Below are 15,084 nucleotides of genomic sequence, written 5' to 3'. Positions count from 1 at the left end.
GCTCATCGCATGGCACCAAATTATGAAACGCGCGTTTATGCTGCGACGGCCCAACTGACTGGGCGCCCATATCGAAAGGGGTTGCACCATGCGCATGATTCGCGCGACGCTGCCGGCGGCCCTCGCTTTGGCAGCCATCACATCTATGCCCGCCTTGGCGGAAACGTCAACGGCTTCTGTTGTCGAGAACGCCTCAGGCGTCGCTCTCGTGACCGCCGCCGCCAGCCTGCCACCCGGGCAATATCTGTGGGAACAGGATGTCGCGGCCGGCCCCGTCAGCATCCTGATCAGCATTCCCGATCAGAAAGCCTATGTCTATCGCGGCGACTCTCTTGTCGCTGTGTCTACCGTGTCCACGGGTAAGGAAGGGAAGGAAACCCCGACGGGTGTCTTTCCCATCCTGCAGAAAAAGCAGATGCATCACTCCAATCTCTACGACAACGCACCCATGCCGTTCATGCAGCGGCTGACGTGGGATGGCATTGCCATTCACGCAGGCAAGAACCCGGGCTTTCCCGCGTCACACGGGTGCATTCGCGTGCCGACCAGTTTCGCCAAGAAGCTGTTCGCTGCCACCGAGCTTGGCGCCACCGTTGAGGTGACGGACGCTTCCTTCTCGGGGGATATGATGGCGCCGCGCAGCGATGCTCAGATGACCGCTGCAGCGAATAGCTCGGCCACCAAATCGGATCTGACCACGTTTCTCGCCAGCCGCTGATTGCTTCGGCGCGCGGGCGCCAAAGCGCGGCGCGGCCTTCACTCATCCGCCTGAGAACGCGGCGCGAACAGTCCGCAAGTCAGCGGCGGGGCTTCAACGCCCCGCCCGGCCCTCACTTCTGGATGAGGCCAATCTCCACCAGGCGCTCACGCAGATATCCGTTGGCCGTGATCGGCGCGGGATAACGATCGGGGTTCTCCGTTGTGATCGTCTGCGGCAGCGTCTTGATGAGGAAGTCAGGTGCCGGATGCAGGAAGAAGGGCATCGAGTAGCGCGAATGGCCGCGCCGCTCGGGCGGCGGGTTGACCACGCGATGCGTCGTCGATGGTAGCACGTGGTTGGTCAGCCGCTGCAGCATGTCGCCGACGTTCACCACCATCGCGCCCTCTGGCGGCTTGATCGCCAGCCAGTTACCGGAGTCGCGATCGAGTAGTTCCAGACCCGCTTCTTCAGCACCCAGGAGCAGGGTGATGAGGTTGATATCCTCATGCGCGCCGGCCCGTACGCCCTGCGCGTCCGCCGGGATCGGCGGATAGTGCAGCAGCCGGAGCACCGAATTGCCATCCTTAACTGCCGGGTCGAACCAGTCAGGTGTCAGATCGAGATGGCGCGCAATGGCCGACAACAGCTTGTCGCCGGCCGTGTCGAAAGCTTGGAACAGTTTCAGAAACGTTTCCTTGAAGCCCGCTGGTCGCGTGGGCCAGACGTTGGCGGGCATCTCGCTTTCATAATGATGTCCTGGGGGCAGTTCGCGGCCGACGTGCCAGAACTCCTTCAGGTCGACGTGCTTGGCATCCTTCGCGATTTCGGTCTTGAACGGCGTGTAGCCGCGTGCGCCGCCCTGCCCGTCGATGAAATACCCACGCTTCTCGTCGTCCCGCAGCGCAAACAGCGCCTCCGTCTCGCTCCAGGCGCGCGCGATCAGATCCTGCGGAATGCCGTGGTCGGCAACGATCGCAAAGCCGAACCGGCGGAATGAGCCGCCCAGATCCGCGGCAAATTGATCGGGGTCGCGAGTCTGATCGGCCAGGCTCAGCGTCGGCACCTTGGCCAACGGGGTATCAAGCATCACTAACGCCTTCGTGGAACAGCTGAATGAGCCTTCCATACGCGACCACCAGGCGCATCGCCAGTGTGCCGCGAGATGTCTGGGCATTGCTAACGGGTCACTTCCCCTCGCGCCGGGGGGCGACCGCGGCAGGTGTGCAAGCTGCGGCCTGCGTGCGGGTTCGCAAAACATGCGTCGTCCGAGCAGCTGCAATGTTGCGTGAGCTGGCTAATCGCATCCGACCGGAACCGCTTAAGGGCGGCATCCGTTCGGTGCGCACGATCAGGAGAGACAATCATGGGCGGTCATCAGGTGACGAACCACGGTGCGGACGACCACGGCTTCGATGAGGACGGCTACGACGAAAGCCAACGCGCGGAAATCCTGGAGGCTACCCGCGACGGCCCCGGCGACGGCACGATCATCACGGATCTCGATCCGGACATCGATATCGACGACATTGATGATGTCGAAGAAGACGAATTGGTCATGCGCGACGACGAAATCGGTGAGCAGGACGACACCCTCGATCAAGACTCAGAAGATGTCGCTGAGGACGTCGTTCAGGACGAATTTGATGACGGGTCAATCGAAGACGACGAAGACCTCGACGATCCCGATGACATCGCGCTCAACTCCTGATCGCGTAGGGCGTATTCGTCTCGGCGTGGCAGTGGCATTGTTATGTCCAGCCTGCTCGCCGAGGCAGCCCTCGGACCAGGTGAACATCGCCCATGCGGCGCAGACCGCTCGCGAATCGAATGGCAACTATCGAGCGGCGGAGGCATCCGGTCGCGCGACTTCCACCCTCCCCATAGCGCCCCGCCAGCGCTAGAGCATTTCCGATCAGATTCCCGATGCAGGCGCCAAAGACCACGACGATGGCGCAATCTGGCCGGAAGCCGTCCCTGAACAAACTACCGCCCTCACCGGGTCAGGCGCGAGATGGCGAGAACCCGCGGAGCCGGAGTCGCTCAGCCCCAAGATGACGGCATCGCGGCCTGACGTCACCCCGATGCTCATCTGAGCGGCAGACGCGGTCTCAGCGCGACTTGCCGGTCCACTGATCCATCCATCCGATCACCTCGCGATACCATTGACGCGAGTTCTTCGGCTTCAGCACCCAGTGGTTCTCGTCCGGAAAGGCAAGTAGGCGCGAGGGAATGCCCCGCCGCTGGAGCGCGGTGAAGGCTGCAAGCCCCTGCGTATAGGGAATGCGGAAGTCCTTCTCGCCGGTGATCACAAGTTGCGGCGTCTTCCACTTGGCAACGTGGTGCACAGGATTCCACCTCTCGAACGCCTGCGGATCTTCGTAATAGGTCTTGCCGCCGTGCTCCCACTCGTCAAACCACAGCTCTTCGGTTTCATAGGCCATGGCACGCGCGTCGAAGACACCGTCATGCTGGACGATGCACTTGAACCGATCAGGCCACTGCCCCTCGATCCAGTTCATCATATAGCCGCCGTAGGACGCGCCAAGCGCACAGGCATTGCCGCCGTCGAGCCAGGTGAACTTCGCCGTGGCGGCGGCAAGGCCCTTCTTTAGATCCTCGAGTGGCCAGCCGCCCCAGTTGTTACGAATGCTGTCGGTGAAGGCCTGACCGTAACCGGTCGATCCGTGGAAATCGACGGCAACGAGGCCGTAGCCCGCGCCAGCGAACACAGCCGGGTTCCAGCGATAGGACCAACTGTTGTTGCTCGATCCCTGCGGCCCGCCATGGACCATATATGCAACCGGCACCTTGCCAGCGTTGGGGCCCGTGCCGCCAGCAGGCTTCACTGCATAGCCCCAGACCGTGTCGTTGTTGGCGCCGGTGAAGCTGAACCGCTCGACGGTTGGCATGTCGATCCCGGCGAGCTTCGCGGCGTTCACATGGGTCAGCCGCTGCGGTGCACCCGCGCCTGCCACACGATAGAAATCCGCGGGCGCAGTGAGCGAATCGAGCGCAACGATCGGCCCGGCCGGGGTCACCACAACGGCGCCGACGTGGCCCTGCTGCGTCAGCCGCGTCACTTCGCCGCTCGCAGCATCCACGCGGAACAGCGGTGTCTCCTGCGTGTCGTCGGCGGTGACGTAAAGACTGCGCGAGTCAGATGCCCACGCAATCGAGCCGACCGAGCGATCCCAGCGCGCGGTGAGCGAAACCACGTTGCCGGTCGCGAGATCGCGCACGGTCAGCACCTGGCGATCTGCCTCGTATCCCGGACGATGCATGGCGAAATAGGCGAGCTTGCGACCATCCGGAGAGACGGTGGGCAGATTGTCGGTTCCGTCGTTCGCGTCAGTGAGATTCACCGGCGCGCGGCTGCCGTCGGCAGGCACCTCGAAGATATCGAGATTGGTCGAGGTCGCCTCGATCCGCCCCGCCTCGCGCAGGGCGAAGTAGAGCATCTTGCCGTCGGGGCTCCACGCCACTTCCTCTGCGCCGCCGAATGGCTTGGAGGGCGTATCGCCGATCAGCGGGCCGGTAACCGCACGTCCGTTCCCAAGAGCGCCCGAGGCGCCCAGCCGCAGGACGAAAAGCTGCGAGCGGGTGCCGTCCGCCCAAGTATCCCAGTGACGAACAAACAGCCGATCGAATGTGCGGCCGGATCCGGCATCGGCGCGCTTCTTCACCATCGGCGGCTCGAGGTTGGGAGCACCCGGGAGACGATCGGCCCAGACGACCAGCTTGTCGCCGGTAGGGGCAACTTTGAAGCCGTTGAACCCGCCCTTGAAGTCAGTCAGCTTGCGCGGCGTGCCGCCGGTGACCGGCACTGACCAGACCGCATCGCCAGCCGTGTAATAGACCGTGCTGCCGACGATCTGTGGATCGTTCTCGTCCACCGCCGGATCAGCGAGCAACTTCTCCGGCGACGCGCCCGTGCGCCTGAGATCCAGTCGCCATAGATCGTAGCGCCCGCGGTTTGCATCCACGTCGGTCTCGCGCTGCGCCCAGACCATCCAGCGTCCGTCGGCCGATACGGTAGGCGCACCGATGCGGCCCAGCGTCGTCAGATCCTCGATCGTCAGCGGGCGAGCGGCGGACGGAGCCGCGATGACAGCCAGCGCGATCAGACCGGCGGAAAAGAACATCCTCATGCGGAGGGGTAAAGCAGATCGCTTCCCATGCGACAATCACTCTGACCGAAGCACCGCCTGAGCGGGACAGCATTGGGCAGCTCAGGGCGCACGACTAGGCCGACAACTCCTGGCGTTGGATCAGTTTGCGCCCCGGGTCAGCTTCGAGATTTCGCGAGCGACGATACTCTCCACCATGTCCGGCAAGTTGGCGTCCAGCCACTCACGCAGCATGGGCCGCAGCATCGCGCGAACCAAGCCCTCCAGTGTGCCATCGCTTTGTGGCTCCGGCTTCACCAACAGTCGTGAAAGGGCATCAATCGCCCCCCGCGTCGCCTGTGCGGTCTGCTCAGATAGCAAGGCCGCGGCCTCGGCATCGACACGCGTCGGCTGTGGCTCCGCAGGCGAGGCGGGCCGCGGCGCGGCAGCCGGCATTGGGTGGCTCAGTTCGAGCACTTCCTCGGATTCTGCATCGCTGGGTTCCGGCGCCATGGGCGCAGCGGATCGCGTCGCCGTGTTGCGACGCGGCCGGGGAGGACGTTCATCGCCCTCCTCCGCAATGATGCGCTTGATGGACGACAGAATGTCTTCCATCGACGGCTCGGCGCTGACATCCCCCATGCGCGCAATCCACCTCGTCCCAGAAACCACTGACTATCGGCGGTTCGGTGCGTTCTCACCTGTGGTCAACGCCGGGCTCCTGTCAACCTTGCTGCTGTCGAGCTCCGGATCGAGTGGACGGCTGAGGATCGCATCTTGCGGCGCAACGCCGTTCGTCGAGGGCGCGATCGGGGTCGGGGCCTTGCCGTCGCTGAAATCGGAGAAGCGGTTGCGCACTGCCCGGAAATTGTCCGCCGCGTTGTATAGCGGCCCGCCGTCCAGTCCCAGATCCTCAGCCTCCGCCTGACCCATTGCCGCAAGTAGCGCAAATCCGGCGACATAAGCGTCGCGCCGCGCGGTAACGAGCGTCACCTTGCTGTTCAGCAATTCTTGCTCGGCGTTGAGGATGTCGAGAATTGTACGATTGCCGACGCTGTTCTCGGCGCGGACGCCCTCCAGGCTCAATCGATTGGCCGAGACCGCGTCTTCCGATGATTCGATCACCTCCAGCGAGGACCGGTAAATGGCAAAAGCGGACCGCGCAGAGGCGATCACCTGGCGCTCCGCCGCCGTCGCATTCTCGATCGCCTGGGCACGGGTCGCCTGCGCCTGGCGGACTAGAGCTGCTGGTCGCCCGCCCTGGAAGAAGGGAAGACTGACATTGAGGCCAATGCCGGCGGAGGTTCCCGACTGCCCCACGCCAAGACCCGTTCCCGAACCAAGCGAGCCGAGGTAGTTCACGTAACTGCCGGTGGCGCCGACACCGAGCGTCGGAAGCCGGCTCGCACGGGCGACCCGCACGTCATAGACGGTTGCTTCCTGCTGTTTCAGCGCTGCGAGCAAGGTAGGATTGTCGCGCAACGCCACCTCAACCGCGCCGTCGGCGGTCTGCGGCAGGTTCGGCAGCGGCGGCGGGGGGGCAAGTTCGCCGGGAGCCGCGCCGACGAGCCGAACATAATTCTCCCGACTGGCGATCAGCGTCGCCTGCACCCTCTGAAGCTGTGCACGCGCCAGGCTGAGCCGTGCCTCGGACTGGGCTACGTCAGTGCGAGTAAGGTCGCCGACCTGGAACCGGTCGCGGCTGGCCTGCAGATTGGTCTCCAGGACGCGAACATTTTGGGCATTGAGGCCGACAATGGCCTCGTCGCGGATCACATCATTATAGGCTGCGACCACATCCGAAAACAACGACGCCTCTGTTCCGCGAAGGCCGAACTGGCCGGCTTCCACCCGCGTCTCCGCCGCGCGGACCGAATTGCGGACGGCGCCACCTTGATAAACAGGCACGTTCAGTGCCAGCTGAGCCTGTGCCAATTTTTCCGGAGTCGTGAAGGAATTGCCGCTCCGCAGGTAGTTCTCGGTAACCCCTGCATTCGTGCCGAGCGTCGGTCGTCCTGCGGCACGGACAAGCGGCACATTCTCGTCCAGCGCGCGCTGTTGCGCACGGCTGGCCGTGATCGTCGGGTTTTCACGATAAGCCCGCGCCAATGCCTCTCGCAACGTATCTGCCGAAGCAGGCGAGGCGCTCAGAGCGACAATCAGCGAAAGAAAGGCGACGCGGTTCATTGCGGCTCGTTTTTCAGAAGGTGAAGCGCGCCGGCTTGGCAAAGCCGGGCAGCAGACAGCAATCGATGTCGGCAAAGTCGATCATGGCGAAGCCACCGTCGCTTTTGCGGCCGGCGGAGAGACGGGTTACGCCCTTGTCATTGATGCCGCCCACGATGCGACCGCCGGTCCGTACTTGGGCGATCAGCTGCTCGGGCAGCTGCTCAACCGCGCCATCAACGATCATCACGTCATACGGCGCGCGCTCGGGATGTCCGGCCTCCAGCGGCGCCTCGACGATCGTGATCCCGTCATGGGCGCCCAATGCGGTCCGGGCCTGTGTTATAAGCGCCGGATCAACCTCTACCGCTACGATTGACGCGACCAATGTCGCCAGCACTGCAGCCGTATATCCGCTGGCCGCGCCGATCAGAAGGACATGATCGCTCTGGAGCAATCGTGCCTCGGTCAGCAAACGACCGGTAGCGATCGGCAGATTAAGCGATCGTCCGCCGCCAAGCGCAACCAGATCGTCACGATAGGCGAACGGGGCCATTTCTGCAGGCACAAACTGCTCACGCGGCACATTCGCCATTGCCGCAATCACGCGCGCGTCAGACACCGCGTTGGTGCGAAGCTGGCTTGCCACCATTGCGGTGCGCATGGCGGCGAAATCCGGTTGGCGTTCCATGATCATCGTCATCTTCTCACCTGTCGCACGACTGTTTTATTGTGGCAATACACTTGTGATCCAGAGTGGCGCTTTATCGTGACGAGGCAGCAGCGCCAACGTAGAAACTTGACAGGCTGCCTCCGCCGCCGCATCTGCCCGCCTCCACGCGATCGAGGCCCGATGGCGGAGTGGTGACGCAGAGGACTGCAAATCCTTGCACCCGGGTTCGATTCCCGGTCGGGCCTCCAGCTTGCATGAGTCAGCATAGGCTCTCGGCTTGATCAGTTGCCCGTTTGCCCGCGTTCAGAGTTCGATCTCGGCTCCGCTCCTTTGAAACTAGGTAACCCGGGAGCTGGCAGGAATGCGCGCGCGATAAGTAGAGTTGCCGCCAAAGCGGCGGCATCTGTCATATGACGGCCGCACATTGACGCTAAACCAAGCCTCGACAGTGGCGTCTATTCGCGACGACCCATCACCGGAGAGCATTATGCACGATGTGGATGGCGATTCTCGTTGGTTGGTTCGATCACACCATTGGCTGGTGCTGGGCTTTGTTCTTGCCGGTGCCGGAGCGTGCCTGATGTTCTGAGCGCACGTGCTGCGCGCGGCGCCCAAGCGCATTGGCCAACCGGTGCTCAGCTTAGCGTGGCAACCGCGACCTATCGCCAGCCGTCACTTCGGTACGGATAGGCACGGCCGTTATCGCTCGATCGTGACCGGCACTTACGCGTTGCCCGAAGAACAGCGAATCGGGCTCAACTCTTGAGCGAGCACATCGACCAGCGGGAGGTCCGCCGGGGGCATAGCAAGTTGGCGCAGCGATTCGACGTGGACCCAACGGGTCGATGCCGCGGAAATTGCGCGCGGGCTCCCCGTCCACTCGCGAGCACAGTACAGCAGAAGCAGCAGGTGGCGGTCGGCGGACGAGACGGTCGCAAAGGACAGCGGACGCAGGGCACTGGGCGCAACGTTGATCCCAAGCTCCTCGTCAAGTTCACGCGCGAGCGCGACTTCAGGCGCCTCGCCCGGCTCAACCTTGCCACCGGGGAACTCCCACAAGCCACCATGTTGCTTCCCAGTGGCACGCTGCTGCACGAAAATGCGCTGGTCGCGGTCAATCAGCGCCGCAGCAACCACCAGAAATATCGGTGTTTCCGTCGGATTCGCGTTGATCATGTCGACCTTTCGTTAAGCCAAGCGTGCGATCAGAGGAGGCATGGACCGCGCCTTCGCCTTGATCAAACCTGCGTTTGCCACATGGCGAAGGCTGCTAGGTGACCGCAAAGGGGCAACAGCGATCGAATATGGTCTGATTGCTGCGCTGATCGTGATCGCGACCATGGCGAGCATCAGCGGCGTCGCGGATGTGACGATCGACATGTGGAATAACGTCAGCGACCGGGTTGTTCATGCGAGGTGACGGCACGGGCGCGCCTTAAATGTTTTTCAACCCGCATCTGTGAATGACGTGAATACCGGAGCGGGGATCACCTTGGCCGGTCGGGTGACTGAAGCGTTTCAATATCGGAGATCGAATATGCAGAAGATGCGCGCATTCATTAAGGACTCAAAGGGTGCCACGGCTATCGAGTACGGCCTCATTGCCGCACTGATCGCAGTGGCAGCCATCACGGCGATGGGCACGCTGGGCAATCAGCTGTCGACCACGTTCAGCACTGTTTCGACAAGGATGAACACGACGACCCGTTGAGGTCGTCGGTCCGGCAACTTCCGCTGGCATCGCAGGACAAGGCGGCGGGCCCATGCTCGCCGCCTTTTCTTTTGTCAGCTAAGCGCGCGCCCCATTGCGAGGAACTTCTCCCGACGCTGACGGCGCAGCGTAACCGCATCCAGCGCAACGAGTTCGCCCAACGCGCCTTCGATAGCGTCACCTAGCGCCCCGATTGCAGCTGCGGGGCTGCGATGCGCACCGCCCAGCGGCTCGGCAACGATGGTGTCGATCACGCCGAGCGCCTTTAGATCCTGCGCTGTCACCTTCATCGCTTCGGCGGCGTCGGCGGCTTTTTCCGCGGTTCGCCATAGGATTGAGGCACAGCCTTCAGGCGAGATCACCGAATAGACCGCATGCTCGAACATCAGCACGCGATTGCCGCTGGCTAGCGCGACGGCGCCCCCGGAGCCACCCTCGCCCACAACAGCGGAGACCAGCGGCACGCCTGCTGCAAGGCAAGCTTCCGTGGACCGCGCAATCGCCTCTGCCTGGCCGCGCTCTTCGGCCTGCAACCCTGGAAACGCACCGGAGGTGTCCACCAGCGTCACCACAGGCAGACCAAAGCGATCCGCTAACGATACCAAACGCACCGCCTTGCGATATCCCTCCGGCTTACCCATGCCAAAATTGTGTCGCAGCCGGCTGGCAGTGTCGTCACCCTTCTCGTGCCCCATGACTAGCACGCGCCGCCCGCGGAACGTGGCGAAGCCGCCCAGGATTGCCTGATCGTCTCCAAAGGCACGGTCGCCGGCGAGCGGAACGAATTCGTCGAACAGCCCAGCCACATAATGCTTGAAGTGCGGCCGTTCAGGATGGCGCGCGACTTGAGTTTTCTGCCATGGCGTCAGCTTGGCAAAGGTATCGCGCAACATGCGGTCGGACTTCGCCTGGAGCTTCGCCACTTCGGCGGCGATGTCCACGCCGCCCTCTGCGCCCGTGTCGCGTAGCTCGTCGATCCGCGCCTGGAGTTCCGCGATCGGCTTTTCGAAATCGAGAAATGTCGGCATCGTGCGCAGCTAGGCGCGCGGCTTGTCCGCGTCAACGAGCGGGTGGCGCTCATTGACGAGGGCGATGAGCCTTGCTCGATCAACATGCGTATAGATTTCGGTGGTCGCAATATCGGCGTGTCCCAGCATCGCCTGCAAAGCTCTGAGATCCGCCCCGCCCTCCAGCAAATGGGTCGCAAAGGCGTGCCGCAAGACATGAGGACTGATCCGGTCGGGCGGAATACCGGCCTCTGCCCCTATCGCTCGGACGATCTGGAACAGTCTCACGCGTGAAATGTGCGATTTGCCGGAGGGGAACAGATAAGGTGAACCCCCGTCAACATGGTCGCGCCAAGCCGCTACTGCCGCACGGGCGCGATCGGAAATCGGCACCAGCCGCTCCTTTCCGCCTTTGCCCCTGAGGATCAGGAAGGGTCGATCGGGGTGAACCGCATTGCGCGGCAACGACACGAGCTCGGTTGCGCGCAGGCCTGAGCCGTAGAGCAGCTCAAGCAGCGCAGCGTTGCGCACGTCGGCAGGAAGTTTGGATTTGCCCGCCAGTCGAGCCGCGGCAGTCGAGAACAGCCGCTCCACGTCGCCATGGCTGAGTGTCTTGGGCAGTGCGCGTCGAATTCCCGGCTTCGGCAGTGCCTGCCCCGGATCGTCGGCCCGGAGTCCTTCTTCCAAGAGAAACGCGTAAAAGCGCCTGATCGCGGCGGATTTGCGCGCCACCGTAGCACGGGCGAAGCTGGCCCATTCTTCGCCCAGCCGAGCGACCGCGGCAGCATCGGCCTGGGCGAGCTTCCCTCCAAGCGCGCCGGATGCAAGAAGCAGATCGCTGCGATAGGCATTGATGGTGTTGCGAGCCGCGCCAGCCTGCGCCGCCATCATCTCGAGAAAGCGTTCGATAAGGGCAAGATCGCCCGACATGGTCAGATCCGCGACAGTGCCTCAGCCGCGATCATCCGCGCCTCACCCCCAAGCCCAACGGCGCGCAATGCCGCAACGATCCGGTAAAGCGCCGCGGGCGGTACACTTCGCCAGTTCTGCGCCTGCATGCCGATGCCCGCCAGCAGCAGAACGGTGGCGGGCTGTCGATCGCTCACTGCTCGATCAAGCGCCCGGGTCCAGCTGTCGGTCGCGCCGATACGAACATCGAGGGCTTCCGCACCGCTCTCGATCTCTTGCGCGGAAAGGCGGCCGAGCCCTGCAAGCCCTGCGAAAAAGAGCTTGCGCTTCAAGGCCGCATCGCCCCCCCCGGTGTATGAAGCCACGGCGCTGTATGACAAACGCGTGCTCGCGTCCGGATCAGACAGTTCGAGCAGCGCCCAAGCGTCGCCGCCTTCTTCCACCTGGCCGCGCCAGCGCTGTGCCGTGCGGTCCAGCCCGGCAGAGAGCATCGCCGCCACGATCCGGTCGGCCTCCGCGCGCCCATCAACCGGGCGTATGCGGGCAGCCGCGCGTGCCGTCAGCACCAGTCGCGCATAGCGCGCCTGCGGGGTCTCGCCTCCGTCCCAAAGCTGCGTCAGCGCACGAAGTCGGGTTGCCACATCAGCGCCGACATAGGCCGAGCGGAGATCCGATGCGATCGCGCTCAGAGCGGCAGGCGTATCCTCGCCAGCATCCAGCGCAGCATATAGATCGACCAGCGCCGCATTGGATATCACCCCCGTTGCCGCGGCGGCTTCCGCAGCCCGCGCGCGATCGGCGATGGGGATCGCGGGTGCCAGCGCGCGCCAGCCGACGACCTGCTGCCCCACCGTTTGATAGAGCTCGTCGGAGATCGGCACCCCGGTGGCGGTCGCCAGGCCAAACCTCCACGCAGTCAACTGAACCACCGAATCCCATTCGATCGTGACGGCCTGACGGCTGTTCAGCCCTGCACCGATCACCTTCTGCGCGAGCGCCAGATCAACGCCCGTGGCGATCCGCTGCCGCCGAGCAGCATCCATCAGCGGCTTGGCGCCGCCGTCCACGTTGCTCAGCGCAGCGCACATGGCGCGCGCGAGGACCCAGCCGCGCTCGCTGTTACCCGCGCCATCGGCAAATGGGCACAATCCGGCAGGGTCGGCAGTGGCGAGCATCGCTTGCATGGCGACTTGCCGGTACTTCGGAGTCGCGTTGGCGGCGTCGACGCTCTGCAGCACACTGCGCGCCGCGACGGACTCGCCCATCCGAAGCAGCAACCAGGCACGCTCCGCGGCAAAGTCGGCGCCATGCAGCCCAGCCGGCGTGTTGACGCGCGAGAGCAATGCACGGCGTAGCGAGATGGACAGCCAGCGAGAAGGAAGCGGCGCCGACATCCGACGCATCAAGCCCTGAAGATAGCCACCATCTGCGGCTCCGAAGGCGGTCGCCGGCAAACCGCCGTCCCCCATGCCAATCGGGCCAACAAGCGCAAGCGAGCGCCGCGCGAATAGCGGCATCTCATATTGCGCCAGTTCTTCTTCGCTGACCGGAGTTGGCGTGGGCGTCGGGGTGGGTGACGGCTCCATCGCCGGCAGTTCCAGCGCCGTGCTTGGCAGCGGCTGGGCCACCGGGCCACCCGGCTGAGCTACCGGTGGCGGCGCAACGGGTTCACCGAAACCGGGAGGCAACAGCGATTCGGGTGCTTGGGCGTTTTGAGCGACCGCAGCTGCGGCCAGCGAAGCGACGGCGGCGAGCGCCGCGATCAACCTAGCTCGCGAGATTGCCAAGCTCGACCGCCTTTTCGACCTGCGTCGTCGGCTTCTCCGTTGCACTCCCAGCGAGGAAGAACAGTGCGCCGACCACGACAACCAACAGCACCACTAGCGTGACGATCAACCGCGACATGTTTCAACCCTGCACGACGCGAGCAACCCCGCGCTTGTAAACCGAAATCCCGAGCCTTGTGCCCGCGGCGCTGACGCGCTGTATAGCCCGCGAGCCCATGTTGCAAAGCCCCCCTCCACCCAACCGCAATCGCAAGAGCCGCTGGCAGCGCGAGCCGATCGTGCTCGTCGGGCTGATGGGCGTGGGCAAGTCCACCGTCGGCAAGCGGCTGGCGCATCGGCTCGGGCTCCCGTTTGTGGACGCCGACAACGAGATCGAAGAAGCCGCCGGCATGTCGATCGCGGACATCTTCGCGCAGTTCGGCGAGCCTTATTTCAGGGACGGAGAACGGCGCGTGATCCAGCGGCTGATCGACGGCCGCCCCAAGGTGATCGCAACGGGTGGCGGCGCTTTCGTCAACGACGCGACCCGCAAACTCATTCTCTCCGATGCGCTCGCCATCTGGCTGGATGCCGATATTGACGTGCTGGTGGAGCGCGTGCGGCGGCGCGACACGCGCCCGCTGCTGCGAGGAAAGGACCCGGCGACCGTGCTTCGCGAACTCGCCGCCGTTCGCAATCCGCTTTATGCCCAGGCGCATATTCGAGTGCCGAGCAACAATGCGCCGCATGAGGCAACGGTACGTGCCATCCTGCAAGCGATCGGTTACGGGGCCGCATGACGATTGTTCCAGTGGCGCTGGGCGCGCGCAGTTACGACGTGGTGATCGAAGCCGGGCTGCTGGCCCGCGCGGGCGACCATCTAGCATCGCTGTCGCCAGGACGGCGCATGCCGATCGTGGCAGACGAGAATGTCGTTCCTCACCTTGATACGTTGCGCGCCTCCCTTGAGCGAGCCGGCATTGCGAGCGAGGCGATCATGATCCCGGCGGGTGAGGGGTCGAAGAGCTGGGCAACTCTTGAGCGGCTAACCGACCGGCTGCTCGAACTCGGCGTCGAGCGTGCCGATCATGTCATCGCGCTGGGTGGCGGGGTGATGGGCGACCTCGTCGGGTTTGCCACTGCCATTCTCAAGCGAGGCTGCGGCTTCGTGCAGATCCCTACCACCTTGCTGGCGCAGGTCGATTCATCGGTGGGCGGCAAGACCGGTATCAATGCGCGCGCCGGCAAGAATCTGATCGGTGCGTTTCACCAGCCCAAGATCGTGCTGATCGACCCAACCGTCTTGGATACCCTTCCCGCCCGTGAGTTGAGAGCGGGCTATGCCGAAGTGGCCAAATATGGCCTGATCGATGATGCGGCGTTCTTCACGTGGTGCGAGGAGCATGGGCCGGCACTGCTTGCCGGCGACGCGCAGGCGCGCGTCTATGCGATTGCCCACTCGGTGCGTGCCAAGGCACGGATCGTTGGCGAAGATGAATTCGAGACCACCGGCCGCCGCGCGCTACTGAACCTCGGCCACACGTTCGGGCATGCGCTGGAGGCGGAAGCCGGCTTTTCGGACCGGCTGCTGCATGGCGAGGCCGTTGCGGCAGGCTGCGCCCTCGCGTTCGGCTACTCGGCAGCGCATGGATTGTGCCCCGTGCAAGACGCGGTGCGTGTCGCGGCGCATTGGCAGGCGGTGGGTCTGCCGGACGGTCTTGCGGCCGCGGGGATTGCGGCATCGGCCGAGCGGCTGGTCGACCATATGCGTCACGACAAGAAAGCGAGCGGTGGTCACGTCCCGTTCCTGCTCGCGCGCGGCATTGGCCAGACCTACCTTGATAAGCAGGTATCGCTGGAAGACGTGCGCAGCTTTCTGGCACTCCAGCCGCGCTGATGCCGAATGGCGTCGCCAAGCGCGATCTGCCGACGAAGGTCTGCCCGGCGTGCGGACGGCCGTTCACCTGGCGCAAGAAGTGGGCGCGCGACTGGGAGAATGTCGTCTATTGTTCGGATGCTTGCCGGGGCAAAAGGTAGCGCTTCCGG

Annotated in this window: 17 protein-coding genes and 1 tRNA gene; 8 read left to right on the top strand and 10 right to left on the bottom strand. The window is 64.0% G+C overall.

Annotated features, from left to right (window positions below; all coding sequences use genetic code 11):
- Positions 1 to 88 precede the first annotated feature (88 nt).
- A complete protein-coding gene (locus SPMU_RS08990; protein ID WP_245832946.1) occupies positions 89 to 718 on the top strand; it encodes a L,D-transpeptidase family protein in 630 nt (209 codons plus the stop codon).
- A gap of 112 nt (positions 719 to 830) precedes the next feature.
- Here the strand turns inward: SPMU_RS08990 and SPMU_RS08985 are convergent, their stop codons facing one another.
- Positions 831 to 1,787, bottom strand: a complete 957-nt coding sequence (locus SPMU_RS08985; protein WP_088333690.1) for an isopenicillin N synthase family dioxygenase — start codon at positions 1,785 to 1,787, stop codon at positions 831 to 833.
- Between the two features lie 276 nt (positions 1,788 to 2,063).
- Here SPMU_RS08985 and SPMU_RS08980 point away from each other — a divergent pair, with 276 nt between their 5' ends.
- Entirely contained in the window at positions 2,064 to 2,408 is a 345-nt protein-coding gene (locus SPMU_RS08980; protein ID WP_169715665.1) for a DNA primase, read from the top strand.
- 400 nt (positions 2,409 to 2,808) lie between these two features.
- Here the strand turns inward: SPMU_RS08980 and SPMU_RS08975 are convergent, their stop codons facing one another.
- The 4 genes from SPMU_RS08975 to SPMU_RS08960 form a co-directional block, all read right to left on the bottom strand.
- Entirely contained in the window at positions 2,809 to 4,848 is a 2,040-nt protein-coding gene (locus SPMU_RS08975; RefSeq protein ID WP_088333525.1) for a S9 family peptidase, read from the bottom strand.
- 120 nt (positions 4,849 to 4,968) lie between these two features.
- A complete protein-coding gene (locus SPMU_RS08970) occupies positions 4,969 to 5,448 on the bottom strand; it encodes a DUF2497 domain-containing protein (protein ID WP_169715664.1) in 480 nt (159 codons plus the stop codon).
- 33 nt (positions 5,449 to 5,481) lie between these two features.
- Entirely contained in the window at positions 5,482 to 6,993 is a 1,512-nt protein-coding gene (locus tag SPMU_RS08965) for a TolC family outer membrane protein (protein ID WP_211275756.1), read from the bottom strand.
- A gap of 13 nt (positions 6,994 to 7,006) precedes the next feature.
- Positions 7,007 to 7,675: a protein-L-isoaspartate O-methyltransferase family protein gene (locus SPMU_RS08960; RefSeq protein WP_088333524.1), complete on the bottom strand. Its 669-nt coding sequence runs from the start codon at positions 7,673 to 7,675 to the stop codon at positions 7,007 to 7,009.
- A gap of 144 nt (positions 7,676 to 7,819) precedes the next feature.
- On the opposite strand from SPMU_RS08960, the gene SPMU_RS08955 reads away from it, so the two are divergent.
- Positions 7,820 to 7,893, top strand: a tRNA-Cys gene (locus SPMU_RS08955).
- A gap of 475 nt (positions 7,894 to 8,368) precedes the next feature.
- On the opposite strand, the gene SPMU_RS08950 is transcribed toward SPMU_RS08955, so the two are convergent.
- Positions 8,369 to 8,821 carry a (deoxy)nucleoside triphosphate pyrophosphohydrolase gene (locus SPMU_RS08950; RefSeq protein ID WP_088333523.1) on the bottom strand — a complete coding sequence of 151 codons (453 nt, stop codon included), beginning with the start codon at positions 8,819 to 8,821 and terminating at the stop codon, positions 8,369 to 8,371.
- Between the two features lie 40 nt (positions 8,822 to 8,861).
- Between SPMU_RS08950 and SPMU_RS08945 the strand changes: the two genes are divergently transcribed.
- Complete coding sequence (locus tag SPMU_RS08945) at positions 8,862 to 9,065, top strand: Flp family type IVb pilin (protein WP_088333522.1); 204 nt, start codon at positions 8,862 to 8,864, stop codon at positions 9,063 to 9,065.
- 117 nt (positions 9,066 to 9,182) lie between these two features.
- Positions 9,183 to 9,356: a Flp family type IVb pilin gene (locus SPMU_RS08940; protein ID WP_088333521.1), complete on the top strand. Its 174-nt coding sequence runs from the start codon at positions 9,183 to 9,185 to the stop codon at positions 9,354 to 9,356.
- A 74-nt stretch (positions 9,357 to 9,430) separates the two neighbouring features.
- On the opposite strand, the gene SPMU_RS08935 is transcribed toward SPMU_RS08940, so the two are convergent.
- The 4 genes from SPMU_RS08935 to SPMU_RS16890 form a co-directional block, all read right to left on the bottom strand.
- On the bottom strand, positions 9,431 to 10,384 hold the full coding sequence (locus SPMU_RS08935) for an acetyl-CoA carboxylase carboxyltransferase subunit alpha (RefSeq protein WP_088333520.1): 954 nt from the start codon (positions 10,382 to 10,384) through the stop codon (positions 9,431 to 9,433).
- Between the two features lie 9 nt (positions 10,385 to 10,393).
- The gene (locus SPMU_RS08930; RefSeq protein ID WP_088333519.1) at positions 10,394 to 11,293 is read right to left on the bottom strand and encodes a tyrosine-type recombinase/integrase; all 900 of its coding nucleotides are present in this window, start codon (positions 11,291 to 11,293) and stop codon (positions 10,394 to 10,396) included.
- Between the two features lie 2 nt (positions 11,294 to 11,295).
- Positions 11,296 to 12,900 carry a hypothetical protein gene (locus SPMU_RS08925; protein WP_245832943.1) on the bottom strand — a complete coding sequence of 535 codons (1,605 nt, stop codon included), beginning with the start codon at positions 12,898 to 12,900 and terminating at the stop codon, positions 11,296 to 11,298.
- Positions 12,901 to 13,039: 139 nt separating this feature from the next.
- Positions 13,040 to 13,177: a hypothetical protein gene (locus SPMU_RS16890; protein WP_169715663.1), complete on the bottom strand. Its 138-nt coding sequence runs from the start codon at positions 13,175 to 13,177 to the stop codon at positions 13,040 to 13,042.
- Positions 13,178 to 13,274: 97 nt separating this feature from the next.
- Between SPMU_RS16890 and SPMU_RS08920 the strand changes: the two genes are divergently transcribed.
- The 3 genes from SPMU_RS08920 to SPMU_RS08910 are packed head-to-tail and all read left to right on the top strand — an operon-like array spanning position 13,275 to position 15,075.
- Positions 13,275 to 13,838 (top strand): shikimate kinase, encoded by a 564-nt coding sequence (locus SPMU_RS08920; protein WP_088333517.1) that lies wholly within the window; start codon positions 13,275 to 13,277, stop codon positions 13,836 to 13,838.
- On the top strand, positions 13,835 to 14,935 hold the full coding sequence (gene aroB / locus SPMU_RS08915) for a 3-dehydroquinate synthase (RefSeq protein WP_088333516.1): 1,101 nt from the start codon (positions 13,835 to 13,837) through the stop codon (positions 14,933 to 14,935). The genes SPMU_RS08920 and aroB overlap by 4 nt, the downstream gene beginning before the upstream one ends.
- Complete coding sequence (locus SPMU_RS08910) at positions 14,935 to 15,075, top strand: DUF2256 domain-containing protein (RefSeq protein WP_088333515.1); 141 nt, start codon at positions 14,935 to 14,937, stop codon at positions 15,073 to 15,075. Before aroB ends, SPMU_RS08910 begins: the two co-directional genes overlap by 1 nt.
- Positions 15,076 to 15,084: the final 9 nt, after the last annotated feature.

The organism is Sphingomonas mucosissima, assembly GCF_002197665.1.
GTDB lineage: Bacteria > Pseudomonadota > Alphaproteobacteria > Sphingomonadales > Sphingomonadaceae > Sphingomonas > Sphingomonas mucosissima.
This window is presented reverse-complemented; position numbering and strand designations above follow the sequence as displayed.

What these genes read in the sequence shown, in the direction of transcription:
- SPMU_RS08975 (WP_088333525.1), bottom strand. Translation starts at nt 4,848, where the DNA reads ATGAGGATGTTCTTTTCCGCCGGTCTGATCGCGCTGGCTGTCATCGCG.
- SPMU_RS08940 (WP_088333521.1), top strand. Translation starts at nt 9,183, where the DNA reads ATGCAGAAGATGCGCGCATTCATTAAGGACTCAAAGGGTGCCACGGCT.
- SPMU_RS08950 (WP_088333523.1), bottom strand. Translation starts at nt 8,821, where the DNA reads ATGATCAACGCGAATCCGACGGAAACACCGATATTTCTGGTGGTTGCT.
- SPMU_RS08920 (WP_088333517.1), top strand. Translation starts at nt 13,275, where the DNA reads ATGTTGCAAAGCCCCCCTCCACCCAACCGCAATCGCAAGAGCCGCTGG.
- SPMU_RS08930 (WP_088333519.1), bottom strand. Translation starts at nt 11,293, where the DNA reads ATGTCGGGCGATCTTGCCCTTATCGAACGCTTTCTCGAGATGATGGCG.
- SPMU_RS08980 (WP_169715665.1), top strand. Translation starts at nt 2,064, where the DNA reads ATGGGCGGTCATCAGGTGACGAACCACGGTGCGGACGACCACGGCTTC.
- aroB (WP_088333516.1), top strand. Translation starts at nt 13,835, where the DNA reads ATGACGATTGTTCCAGTGGCGCTGGGCGCGCGCAGTTACGACGTGGTG.
- SPMU_RS16890 (WP_169715663.1), bottom strand. Translation starts at nt 13,177, where the DNA reads ATGTCGCGGTTGATCGTCACGCTAGTGGTGCTGTTGGTTGTCGTGGTC.
- SPMU_RS08960 (WP_088333524.1), bottom strand. Translation starts at nt 7,675, where the DNA reads ATGACGATGATCATGGAACGCCAACCGGATTTCGCCGCCATGCGCACC.
- SPMU_RS08935 (WP_088333520.1), bottom strand. Translation starts at nt 10,384, where the DNA reads ATGCCGACATTTCTCGATTTCGAAAAGCCGATCGCGGAACTCCAGGCG.
- SPMU_RS08985 (WP_088333690.1), bottom strand. Translation starts at nt 1,787, where the DNA reads ATGCTTGATACCCCGTTGGCCAAGGTGCCGACGCTGAGCCTGGCCGAT.
- SPMU_RS08945 (WP_088333522.1), top strand. Translation starts at nt 8,862, where the DNA reads ATGGACCGCGCCTTCGCCTTGATCAAACCTGCGTTTGCCACATGGCGA.
- SPMU_RS08970 (WP_169715664.1), bottom strand. Translation starts at nt 5,448, where the DNA reads ATGGGGGATGTCAGCGCCGAGCCGTCGATGGAAGACATTCTGTCGTCC.
- SPMU_RS08990 (WP_245832946.1), top strand. Translation starts at nt 89, where the DNA reads ATGCGCATGATTCGCGCGACGCTGCCGGCGGCCCTCGCTTTGGCAGCC.
- SPMU_RS08965 (WP_211275756.1), bottom strand. Translation starts at nt 6,993, where the DNA reads ATGAACCGCGTCGCCTTTCTTTCGCTGATTGTCGCTCTGAGCGCCTCG.
- SPMU_RS08910 (WP_088333515.1), top strand. Translation starts at nt 14,935, where the DNA reads ATGCCGAATGGCGTCGCCAAGCGCGATCTGCCGACGAAGGTCTGCCCG.